10 protein-coding genes are annotated in these 11429 nt (G+C 73.0%); 4 read left to right on the top strand and 6 right to left on the bottom strand.

What is annotated here, in order from left to right; genetic code table 11:
* Positions 1–68 precede the first annotated feature (68 nt).
* Together ABT084_RS12455 and ABT084_RS12450 are read right to left on the bottom strand one after the other, a co-directional pair.
* Complete coding sequence (locus ABT084_RS12455; protein ID WP_502968907.1) at positions 69–1637, bottom strand: YfcC family protein; 1569 nt, start codon at positions 1635–1637, stop codon at positions 69–71.
* On the bottom strand, positions 1631–2956 hold the full coding sequence (locus tag ABT084_RS12450; RefSeq protein ID WP_502968913.1) for a M20/M25/M40 family metallo-hydrolase: 1326 nt from the start codon (positions 2954–2956) through the stop codon (positions 1631–1633). The genes ABT084_RS12455 and ABT084_RS12450 overlap by 7 nt, the downstream gene beginning before the upstream one ends.
* A gap of 283 nt (positions 2957–3239) precedes the next feature.
* On the opposite strand from ABT084_RS12450, the gene ABT084_RS12445 reads away from it, so the two are divergent.
* Together ABT084_RS12445 and ABT084_RS12440 are read left to right on the top strand one after the other, a co-directional pair.
* Positions 3240–3767, top strand: a complete 528-nt coding sequence (locus tag ABT084_RS12445; RefSeq protein WP_351041571.1) for a hypothetical protein — start codon at positions 3240–3242, stop codon at positions 3765–3767.
* Positions 3768–3857: 90 nt separating this feature from the next.
* Positions 3858–4634, top strand: a complete 777-nt coding sequence (locus ABT084_RS12440) for a bestrophin-like domain (protein ID WP_351041568.1) — start codon at positions 3858–3860, stop codon at positions 4632–4634.
* Positions 4635–4675: 41 nt separating this feature from the next.
* Here ABT084_RS12440 and ABT084_RS12435 read toward each other — a convergent pair whose 3' ends face one another.
* The 4 genes from ABT084_RS12435 to ABT084_RS12420 all read right to left on the bottom strand — a co-directional run bounded on the left by ABT084_RS12435 (position 4676) and on the right by ABT084_RS12420 (position 8704).
* Entirely contained in the window at positions 4676–6226 is a 1551-nt protein-coding gene (locus ABT084_RS12435) for an NAD(P)/FAD-dependent oxidoreductase (protein WP_351041565.1), read from the bottom strand.
* A complete protein-coding gene (locus ABT084_RS12430) occupies positions 6223–7410 on the bottom strand; it encodes an MAB_1171c family putative transporter (RefSeq protein WP_351041562.1) in 1188 nt (395 codons plus the stop codon). Before ABT084_RS12430 ends, ABT084_RS12435 begins: the two co-directional genes overlap by 4 nt.
* 15 nt (positions 7411–7425) lie before the next feature.
* Positions 7426–7974: a toxin-antitoxin system, toxin component gene (locus ABT084_RS12425; RefSeq protein ID WP_351041559.1), complete on the bottom strand. Its 549-nt coding sequence runs from the start codon at positions 7972–7974 to the stop codon at positions 7426–7428.
* 64 nt (positions 7975–8038) lie between these two features.
* A complete protein-coding gene (locus tag ABT084_RS12420; protein WP_351041556.1) occupies positions 8039–8704 on the bottom strand; it encodes a helix-turn-helix domain-containing protein in 666 nt (221 codons plus the stop codon).
* A 246-nt stretch (positions 8705–8950) separates the two neighbouring features.
* On the opposite strand from ABT084_RS12420, the gene ABT084_RS12415 reads away from it, so the two are divergent.
* Complete coding sequence (locus ABT084_RS12415; RefSeq protein ID WP_351041553.1) at positions 8951–9940, top strand: MmyB family transcriptional regulator; 990 nt, start codon at positions 8951–8953, stop codon at positions 9938–9940.
* Positions 9941–10058: 118 nt separating this feature from the next.
* Positions 10059–11414: a 6-phospho-beta-glucosidase gene (locus tag ABT084_RS12410; RefSeq protein ID WP_351041550.1), complete on the top strand. Its 1356-nt coding sequence runs from the start codon at positions 10059–10061 to the stop codon at positions 11412–11414.
* Positions 11415–11429 lie beyond the last annotated feature (15 nt).

Genomic DNA, 11429 nt, shown 5'->3' with positions numbered 1-11429 from the left:
CCAAGCCCACCGTGCCGGTAAAGAGCGTGGAGGCCGCCAAGTGAGCGCCCCTCCTCCGTACCCCTGGCCTACATCGCCGCGCCCAGCGCCACGAACCCGCAGATCAGGACGAACAGGATGGCCAGCAGCGGCCACACGAACCGCAGGTACGTGTCGTAGCCGACCTTGGCCAGGGCCACACCGCCGATGGTCACCGCGGTCGTCGGCACCCACAGGTTCATCCAGCCGCTGGCCGACTGCCAGGCCGTCACCACCACCGCGCGCGAGACCCCCGCGAAGTCCGCGAGCGGCGCCAGGATCGGCATGGCGAGGGTCGCGTGGCCGGAGGTGGAGGGGATCAGGAAGGCGAGCGGGAGGTTCACCAGGAAGACGATCACCGCGAAGACCCCGGACGAGGTGCCCTTGACCACGCCCTCGATGGAGTTCAGGACCGTGTCGGTGATCTTCGAGTTGTTCATGATGACGGTGACCCCGCGCGCCAGCATGATGACCAGGGCGGGCGAGATGAAGTCGGCGGCGCCCTGGATGATCGTGGAGCTGAGCTTGGCCTCGCCCATCCGCGTCACCAGGCCCACCAGTACGGCCGCGCACAGGAAGAGCGCCGAGAGCTGCGGGAAGGACCAGTCCAGCTCCCATCCGTACGGCGTCGCGTCCGCCTTGCCGGTGAGCGCGCTCGACCAGGGCACCACCGAGAAGATCATGAAGGCGAAGACCAGGACGAGCAGCACGAGCACCGTCTTGTGCAGCCGGGTCAGCTCCGGCTCCACCACGTCGTCACCGGTCGCCTGCTGCTCCTGGTCCCCGGGCAGGAAGCCGCACAGGGACTTCGCCGGATCCCGCTGGACCCGCTTCGCGTAGCGGATGACGTAGAGGATCGTCACCGCCGTGAGCACGATCCACATCAGGAAGCGCAGGACGATCCCGTCGCCGAGCGAGATGTCGGCGGCCGAGGAGGCCACGCCGGTCGCGAACGGGTTGACCGTGGAGCACAGGACGCCGACGCCCGCGCCCAGGATCGAGGCGCCGACCGCGACCATCCGGTCGTAGCCGAGGGCCAGCATCATCGGCACGAGCAGGCCGTAGAACCCGAGGGTCTCCTCCGCGAAGCCCTCCACCGTCCCGAGGACGGAGAAGACCAGCATCACGGCGGCGATCAGCAGCGCCCCGCGGTCGCGCAGCCGGTGGGCGAGGCGGGCGATGCCCCGGTCGAGGGCGCCGGTCGCGAAGACCACCGTGATGAACGCGCCGATGGCCAGGACGAAGAGGAACACGCCCGCGCTGCCGTAGAGCGCCCCGGTCAGGCTCGGCCCGACCTGGCCGGTGGTGGTGTCCTGGAGGCCGTACAGCCCGTTGACCGGGGCGAGGAAGAGGTCGTTCAGGCGGTCGGTGAAGCTCTGGGTGCCCGAGACCCGGTGGTAGGTACCCGCGACCGGGGCGCCGCTGTCGTTGCGGTCGTACTGGCCGGCGGGGATGAGGAAGGCCAGCAGCCAGATCGCCACGGTGACCAGGGCCAGGATGGTCAGTGCGCTGGGGAAGGCGAACTTCCGCGGCGGGGGCGGTGGTTCGCCTCCCGCACCGGGCTCGGGCTCGGGCTCGGGCTCGGCGGGGGTGGGGGCCGGGCTCGCGGCGCTCACCACGCGCCGCCCGTGGCGCGGTGGTCCGCCGCGTACTCGCGCAGGAAGGCGGCCATCGCGACCACCGTGTTGCGCAGCTCGGAGAACAGCACCCGCTCGTTGGGCGCGTGCAGATTGCACATGCTGTCCTGCGCGCCGAAGAGCAGCACCTCGGCCCCGGGCGCCGCCTTGGCCAGGCCGTTCACCAGGGGGATCGAGCCGCCGGTCGCGACGTACGAGGCGTCCGTGCCCCAGGCCTCCTTCAGCGCGGTCAGCGCCGCCCGGTAGGCGGGGCCGCCGGTGCGGGCCTCGAAACCGGGGCCGGTGTCGCCGGGGGTGACGGTGAGCCGGATGCCGAAGGGGCGCTGCGCGCGCAGGTGCGCGACCAGCGCGGCCCGGGCCTCCTTCGGATCCTGATGGGGATGGAAGCGCAGATTCAGCTTGGCCCGGGCATACGGGACCACGGCCGAGGCCGCGTGGTCCACGCTCGGGGCGTCCAGCCCGATGACGGTGATCGCGGGCCCGCTCCACAGCCGCTCGCCCAGCGATCCGGTCCCCATCAGGGGCAGATCACCCCGGACGGAGGCCAGCTCGCGGAACTCCTCCTCGGTGTACGTAGTACCGTCCCACGCGTCCCGTCGCAGGCCCGTCACGGCCACGTCACCGGCATCGTCGTGCAGGGTGCCCAGGGCCCGCAGCAGGACCAGCAGCGCGTCGGGGGCGGCCCCGCCGAACTCCCCGCTGTGCCGGGGCTCGGCCAGCGTGCGCACCTCCACGGTGACCTCGCAGGCACCGCGCAGCCCCGTGGTCAGGGTGGGCGTGCCCGGACGCAGATTGCCCAGGTCGGCGATGACCATCGCGTCGCAGGCGAAGCGGCCGGGGTCGGTGGCCGGATAGTCGTCGAAGGCGCTGCCGTACTCCTCCTGGCCCTCGATCACCAGCTTGATCCCGACGGGCGGCCGGCCGCCGTACACCCGCAGCATGCCCAGGTGCGCGATCACGTTCGACTTGTCGTCGGCGATGCCGCGCGCCCGCAGGCCGCCGGGGACCGGGGTCGGTGCGAAGGGCGGGGAGAGCCACAGGCCCGGTGCGCCGGCGGGCTGGACGTCGTAGTGCGCGTACAGCAGCACGGTGGGGGCGTCCGGGTCCGGGGGCGGGATCTCGGCGTAGATCACCGGGGCCGTGTCGGGGAGGTCGATCCGCTCGACGGCCGTGACCCCCGCGTCCCGCAGCAGCGAGACGATCAGGTCGTGCGCCTCCTCGACCGGTTCCGCCGGATAGCCCGGGAAGGCGATCGACGGGATCGCCGCCAGCCGCTCCAGATCGGTCCACAGCCCGTCCATCAGCGTGTCGACCAGCGTCCCGAGATGTTCCTGACCGTCGGCTTCCACCCGGCACCGTCCCTCTCGTCCCGCTGAGCTGCGGCTCCGCTCCCTCGATCATGGGCCGGGGGCGGGGCGGGCGCCGTGGCGGACTGGGCCGGGCGGGTGAACCCCGCCGCGATGGCCGGAAGTAGCCCCTGCAAAAGCGATCTTGACTGATCCGCGGCGTATCGAAGCCCTCTCGCAATCGTTTCTTCACCCGGGACCACCGAGAACACCGAGTGCGAAACAGGGAGGCAGTGCGGTGACCGCTTGGCAGTACTTCGCCGGGGCCGGGCTGGTGGCCGTGTTCTGCCCGCTCCACGGGCACGTGGACGTGCCGCCCGGCGGCGCCCGCGTGGACCTGTGCGTGCCGGCCACGCATCCCCCCGCGGCCCACCCGCCGCCCGTCGCCCGGCCGTCCGTACGGCCCTCCGTCCCCGGGGTCCTGCCCGGGCCCGCCGGTCCGACCGTCCGGCACCCGGCGCAGCCCGCGCCCCCGCCCGCCGCCGGCCCGCGCCCGGCCATCGGGCCACGGCCCCCGGCGGCCGTGGCACAGCCGGCGCCCCCGGCCGCCGCGGACCCCGCGCCGCTGCCGCGCCCCGCGCCCGCCCGGGCCGCGACGCTTCCGGCGGTGGGGTTCCACGTCCGCCCGTACCACTCCGCGGCACTCCAGCGGCGGGCCGCGGGCGGGCTGTCCACCATGATGCTGCTGGTGGTCGTCACGACCCCGGCGGTCCTCGCGGCCGCGGCGCTGCGCCCGCGCGGGCGCAGCGGCCGGAGCACCGCGTGAGGCGTACCGCCTGAGGCACGGCTCGAACCGGCCCCTACGGGCCCCACCACCGACCGACCACCGACCGATCCACACCACGGGAGATCCCGCATGTCCGAATGGCTGGTCCTGGCCATCGCCATGGCGCTCGTCTGCGCGCTCGTCCTCGCCTGCACCGCGCTGCGTCACCGCCGCGTCGCCGCCGACGAGGACACCAGCGAAACCCCCGATGTCATCGAGTACATGACGATGATGGTCGGTGTGGTCTACGCGATCGTCCTCGGCCTGGCGATCGCCGGCGTCTGGGAGGCGCGCGGCGCCGCCGAGGACAACGTGCGCCGCGAGGCACAGTCGCTGTACGAGGTCACCCAGCGCGCCGACGTCTACCCGGCGCCCGTGCGCGACCGGATCCGGGGCGAGGTGGACGCGTACGTCACGCACACCGTCAACGTGGACTGGCCGCTGCTGACCTCCGGCGCGAACTCCTCCCCGCAGGGCGCCACCCTGCTGGGCACGCTGCGCAGCGACGTCACCCACCAGAGCCCGGCCACCGAACTCCAGGCCCAGGCCTACCAGCCGCTGCTGGACCAGATCGCCACCGCGGACGACGCCCGCCACTCGCGCACCCAGAGCTCGGGCGCCACCCTGCCGGGCGTGATCTGGTTCGGGCTGCTCGCGGGCGGCCTGGTCACCATCGGGCTGATCTTCACCCTGCAGATCCGGCGGTCCGGGCGGGAGCTGCTGCTGGCCGGGCTGTTCAGCGGGCTGATCGTGTTCCTGCTGTTCATGGTGTGGAGCTTCGACGCCCCGTACGGCCGTGAGGGCATCGACTCCGCGGCCCCGTTCCAGGACCTGTTCCCCTCGCTCGCCCTCGCCCTGGGAACGTAGCGGCGGGACGCGGCGGCGGCCCGCGCGGGCGCGCGGCGCGGTCAGGTACCGGCGGGCTCCATCGGCTCCACCGGCCCGCTGCGGTCGGCCTCCGCGCGGTCGGCCTCCGCGAGGTCGGACCGCTCGGACTGGTCCGACCGGTCCGTCTGGTCGCACCGCTCCATCCGCCGGGTGAAGCCCAGCTCCCGCTCGGTCAGCGGCGGACCCGTCAGCTGGGGCATCCGCGGCCCCAGCAGCGCGTGCAGCAGCACCCGGGGGCGCACCAGCGCGGTCACCGGCGCCGACAGGGTCATCACCTCGGTGAGCGCGGTCGCCACCACGAAGTCCGCGGTGGCGGTCCGCACCAGGCGGCCGACGTAGCGCGCGAGCAGTTTGTCGGCCGCGCCCGGCCGCTTGCCGACGGCCTCCGGGTAGAAGATGTCCTGCCCGGTCGCCAGGCCCCAGGCCACCGACACGGGCGCGGCCACCGCGCGCTGGACGCGCCGGGCCAGTCCTGCCGCGCGCAGGCCGCCCGCCTCCAGCAGGGACCGGCGCAGGGCGCGCGCGCCCTGCGCGGCCACCGCCATGCCGTGCCCGTACACCGGGTTGTAGGAGGCCACGGCGTCCCCGAGGACGACGTAACCCTCCGGCCAGATACGGGACTTCTCGTAGTAGCGGCGCCGGTTGGCGGTGTTGGAGAAGGTCGAGACCTCGGACAGCGGTGTGGCGAACCGGATGAGGTCCGCGACCACCGGATGGCGCGCCGAGCGGGCGAAGGACTCGAAGGCGCCGCTGTCCGCGGTCGGCCGGCCGCCCTTGGTGCCGGACAGGGTGACCATCCAGCGGCCGCCCTCGACCGGCATGATGACCGCGGTCCTGCCGGGGCGCGGATCGCCGGCCGCCGCCTGGACGTTGACCACGGGGAAGTCCTCGGTGCCGGGCGGCGCCTGGTAGAGACGGCTCGCGTACACCAGGCCGGAGTCGACCAGCTCCTCGCGCACCGGAGGCACGCCGAGCTCCCGCAGCCACTGGGGGCTGCGGGTGCCGCGACCGCTCGCGTCCACCACGAGGGTGGCCGCCAGGAGTTCCTCGGTCCCGTCCCCGGAGGTGATCCGCAGACCGGTGACCCGCCCGGAGTCGCCGGTCAGTCCCAGCACCCGGGTGTCCTCGACGACCCGGACGCCGGCCAGCGCGGCCACCTGCTCGCGCACGATCCAGTCGACCAGGTCCCGGGTGGCGGCCAGGAGGTAGTGGGTGGGCCGCCAGCGGCGGTACCAGCCGCCGGGGGAGAGGGCCACCATGCCGGAGGTCAGCGGGATCCGGCGGGCGCCCGCCGCGAGCAGCCGCTCGGAGAACCCGGGCAGCAGGCCCTCGATCGCCTCGGCGCCGCCCGACCAGAGCAGGTGCGCGTGCTGGGCCTGCGGGAGGAAGGCGCGGGGCGCGTCGGACCGGGGGAGGACGTCCCGCTCGATGACGGTGACCCGGTCGGCGTACGGGGCGAGTGCGGCGGCGGCGAGCATTCCGGTCAGGCCTCCGCCGATCACGACGGCCTCGCGCGGCGCCGGTATCCGTCTCGGACCGCCGGACTGCGCGCGGCTCGTGGTGTCGCTCATGGGTGGCTGCTTTCCGTACTGGCCGCGCTCCGGCGGGTCTCTGCTACTGCGGGGGAGCGGCGGAGGGCGCGCGAGATGCGGACGAGATCGCGCGGCCCCTGCGCGGTGGCCGACGTGTAGGCGTCCGCGGAGCCTATGACCTTCTCCTCCGGGTCGGCGGCGCGGGCCCGCACGGCGGCCGCGACCATCACGGCCTCGGCCGTGGCCTCGGCCTGGGCGATCGCCGCGCCCGCCGTGAGCGCGGCCGCCCTGGCCCGGTCGCGCAGCCCGTGGTCGAAGTACGGGTCGAGGTGCAGGATGCCGTCGTGGATGTCCGCGACGCGCTGGGTGACCCGCAGATCGGCCGCGGACCACCACGAGATGCGCACCGCGCGCGAACCGTGCGGGACGACCGTGCGCAGCTCGCGCCAGAGCGGTCCGAGCCGGTGGTACGTCGCCCAGGTCTGGTAGAGCGCCGACAGTTGCTGGACGACCAGGGGGAGTACGAAGCCGGTGCCGATCAGGAGCGCGGAGAAGGACGCGACGGGCGGGGCCACCGCGGTGCTCAGCACGTCGAGGTCCTGCCCGGCCCAACGGGCGCCGACGGCAGCGAACTTCGCCGCGTCGAAGACCAGGTTGAGCATGAAGCCGCACACCATGAGGATCAGCCCCGAGCGCAGCGAACCGCGCACGTGCAGGGACCAGCGCCGGCACAGCACGGTCATCACGACGGCGGCCACGGTGTGCGCGACGAGGTAGATGAGGATCATCTCGCGGATGAAGGGGGTGTTCGCGTAGTACGTGTCGAAGTCCCGCAGCCGCTCCACCGGGGCGCCGCCGATGGCGAACAGGGAGAACTGCGACAGGATCACCGCGCTGTACGAGCCCACGCACCAGCGGGAGAGGGAGCGCGCGCGCTCGTCGGGGCCGCCCCGCCAGTTGATCAGCAGCAGCAGGCAGGAGGCGCTGAAGGCGGTGAGTATGCAGTAGACCAGGGGCGCCGAGAAGTTGGGTATCCCGGTGATCCGGTTGACGGCGGCGATGGTGGGCGGCGCCGCGAAGAAGAACACCGAACTGGCGACGAGCAGCAGCACGCTGACGGCCCGGACGAGGGGGTCGCGCCAATGCCGGGTCAGGCCCGGCAGCTTGCAGGTGAAGGCGATCACCAGCACACCGGCCGGAATGTAGAAGTCCAGGCCCTTCACTTGGTCAGCACGCTCTCAGCCTCTTGGTCCTCGATAGCCGAGGGACGCCTCGATGCGCCCCGCCAGCTTGTCGCGTTGGGTCGGCTGCGGCCCCAGGGAGGCCGACAGCCAGGGACGGCACTTGCTGCCGAGCAGCAGGCCGAAGGTCTCCGCCTCCGTCTCCTCCTGGACGTCGGCGCGGGTGCGCGCGGCGACCCGGCGGACCGTTTCGCTGAGGTCGGCCTCCTCGGACAGCAGCCGGGCGGCCACCGCCGCGCCGTCCACGTGATGGCTGCAGTGGCCCGCCTTCATGTGCCACAGCTCGTGGCCGAGGATCACCAACTGGTGGTCCGGGGCGGTGCGTTCCTCCACGACGACCAGGTCGCGGTCCGCCATGTCGAGCCACAGGCCGCTGGCCGTCCCCGGGGGGAACGACGCCATGCGGAACTCCACCGGGCGCCCGCGGTGTTTGCTCATGCCCTCGCACAGGGTGGTGTAGAGGTCCACGGGTTCCACGGGGGCGGCCAGACGGATGGCCGCCACCAGCTCTCCGCACAGCCGCCGCTGCTCTCTGCCTATGCTCACCGTTCTCCCCGTCGGCGCGGATCCGGATCAGGACTCAAGGGTCAGACCCAGGCTTTCGACTGGGTCACGATTCTGTCGGTTTGACGCTTTCGAGGAGCATGTCCAGCCATTCGGTCACTTTGTCCCGGTGTTTGTCGCTGGGCAGTTGGGCGGCGCGCCAGGCGATGCCCCGGACGCCGTGGTTCTGGAGAAGTCTTGCCAGCGGATCGCCCGTTGAAGCCTGGACGGGTACGGTCTGCCGCTCGCGCCCCGCGAAATCCTGGAGCAACTGCTGCTCGGTGCGCAGCAGTGCGTCGGTGAGGGCGTCGGCGTCGTGCGCTGCGAGGAAGCCCGCGTGCACCCCGAAGAAGCGCTGGATGGCGTCACAGTGCTCCATCGTGGGCCGCCGGTCGCCGTTGATCAGGGCACCGGCCTGCTGGCGGGACATGCCGGCGCCGTCCGCGATCTCCTGCTGCGTGTAGCGGCGGCCGTTGGGCTTGACGCGGGTGCGCCGGAGCAGGTCCAGGCGCTGCAGGAACCGGGTCTGCAGATCGGGCTCGTCGGTGGGGCGGCCCTCCAGCAGGCTCTTGACCACGTCGGCCGGAACCCCGGACGCCTCCGAGAGGCGGCGCAGATCGAAGACCTCGCCCTGGTCGTGTCCCAGCTTGCCCGCGAGTTCGGCGACGCGCGTTACGGTGGCTGCCAAGGGCACGTTGGCCACCGCGACGGGAGCCGGGAAGCCGTCTGTCACCAGTGGTTCTCCTAGATCGCGCGAGGGTCGGTTCGGGCACATGGTCGGCTCCTGGAGGCTAACCCTTCTCCCCTTCAAGGGCTAGAACTTGCCACAGCTGTGGCGTGAATAAGCTGTCAAGAGGCTGGAATTGCCACAATAGTTGACACTCGAATGAAGTCGGTAGCAGGATCGCCACACGGAAATGAAGATCCAGACGGTCCAGACGCTCATGAAGATCCAGACCGTGAGAAGGGGGAGCTCTCGGTGCCACATCTCGCAGCGGTGGGCCCGTCCGATGGCCTCGCCCGAGCCGGTGAGGCGCGCCTGACGGGTGAGGAGCCCGTCCGTGGCGCGGTGCGGTCGGAGCGGCGCAAGGAGATTTTGCGCCAGCGGCGCGAAGAGCTGAACCTCAGCCAGGAGGACATGGCCGCGCGTCTGCGCATCAGTGTGCGTGCGTACGGCAACTGGGAACGCGGCCTGGTCAAGGAGTGGACGGACCGCAAGCTGCTCGCCCTCGCGGAAGCGCTCGAGATGAGCGAGCGCCAGTGCTTCTGGCTCTTCCGCGTCATGGTGGACCGCGATCCGCCGCCCACCTGGCGCGCGGCCGAGGAGAACCGGCTGCCCGCCGACCCGGCGCAGCGGGACTATCTGCGCGACTACGCCGCGCTCATGGAGGCGCTGCCCTACCCGAGCTTCCTGGTCGACCACCGGTGGGACGTGGCGCTCACGAATTCGGCCTTCGACCAGCTGTTCCGGGCCGTTCGCCCACACCCCACCGCGCTGCCGGACGACAACTTCCTGCGGTTCGTGCTGTTCCACCCGGACGCCGCGGCCGTGCTGGAGGACCACGAACCGGCCTGGTGCGTACCGCTGCTCGCGCAGTTCGCGACCGGCCTGGCCGCCGACCCCGACGACGAGGGACTGCGCAGCATCCGCCAGGAGGTGGCCCGCGATCCGTTCATGGAGGCCGCCTACCGGTACGGCGTTCCGCACTGGCTCAGCACCTACGGGGCCGAGGCGGCCGAGCGGGACGGAGCGGTGCGCTCCGTACGGCATCCGGACCCGCGCTGGGGCGTGGCCCGCTGCCGGATGGTGGCCGAATCCGGCCACATGCTGGACGCGATGGGGCTGACCCGGGTCACCCTGATCCTGTCGGCGCCGCAGGGCGTACCGGTCGGGCCCGCGCCCGTCGGAGCCGGAGGCCCGCCGCAGACCGCGGCGCGGCTGCGCGCCGTGCCGTCGCCGGTGGAGTGACCGGCCGGGTGACACTGGTGTCGCGGAATGTGGCACGACGGGTGGCACGGACGGGTGGCACGGACGGGTGGCACGGAGCGCGGCGCGCGACGCCGCGCGGGCGAAGGGCGGTAGGCACGTGCGGCTGACGATCCTCGGCGGGGGCGGTTTCCGGGTACCGCTGGTGTACGGGGCCCTGCTCGGTGACCACGCCGAGGGCCGGGTGACCCAGGTGACGCTGTACGACGCCGACCCCGGCCGCCTCACCGCGATGGCCCGGGTGCTCGCGGACCAGGCCGCGGCCGCCGGGGTGCCCGACGCGCCGGAGGTGACGGCCACCAAGGACCTCGACGAGGCCCTGCGCGGGGCCGACTTCGTCTTCTCCGCCATCCGCGTCGGCGGCCTGGACGGACGCGCCACCGACGAGCGGGTCGCCCTGGCCGAGGGCGTGCTGGGCCAGGAGACGGTCGGCGCGGGCGGGATCGCGTACGGCCTGCGCACGGTGCCGGTGGCGCGCGAGATCGCGCGCCGGATCGCCCGCAGTGCCCCGGAGGCCTGGGTCATCAACTTCACCAACCCGGCCGGACTGGTCACCGAGGCGATGGCCGAGGAGCTGGGCGACCGGGTCATCGGGATCTGCGATTCCCCGGTGGGCCTCGGGCGCCGGATCGCCCGGCTGCTCGGCGCCCGTCCCGAGGAGGCCTGGATCGACTACGTCGGCCTCAACCACCTGGGCTGGGTCCGCGGCCTGCACGTGGGCGGCCGGGACGAGCTGCCGAGGCTGCTGGCCGACACCGCCGCCCTCGAATCCTTCGAGGAGGGCCGACTCTTCGGCGCCGACTGGCTCCGCTCGCTCGGCGCGATCCCGAACGAGTACCTCCACTACTACTACTTCAACCGCGAGACGGTGCGCGCCTACCAGGAGGCCGAGCAGACCCGCGGCGCCTTCCTGCGCGACCAGCAGCGCGCCTTCTACGCCGAGGCGGAGCGCCCCGGGCAGCCGGCCGGAGCCGCGCTCACCGCCTGGGACCGTACCCGGGCCGAGCGCGAGGCCACCTACATGGCCGAGAACCGGGAGGCGGCGGGCGCCGGGGACCGCGAGGAGAGCGACCTGGAGTCCGGCGGCTACGAGAAGGTGGCCCTCGCGCTGATGCGGGCCATCGCCCGGGACGAGCGCACCACCCTGATCCTCAACGTCCGCAACCGCACCACCCTGTCCGTGCTCGACCCGGGGGCCGTCATCGAGGTGCCCTGCCTGGTCGACGCCAACGGCGCGCACCCGGTGGCCGTGGATCCGCTGCCCTACCACGCCGTGGGGCTGGTGACCGCGGTCAAGGGGGTCGAGCGGGAGGTCCTGGCGGCGGCCGCGAGCGGCTCCCGCCGGGACGCGGTCAAGGCCTTCGCGCTGCACCCGCTGGTGGACTCGGTGGCGGTGGCCCGGCGGCTGCTGGACGGGTACGTACGGGAGCACCCGGGGCTGGCCTACCTGCGCTGACCCGTTCGGCCGAGC

Source organism: Streptomyces sp. NPDC002138, from assembly GCF_040296485.1.
GTDB lineage: Bacteria > Actinomycetota > Actinomycetes > Streptomycetales > Streptomycetaceae > Streptomyces.
Note: the sequence above shows the minus strand (reverse complement) of the source record. Positions and strands in the feature narration are given on the sequence as shown.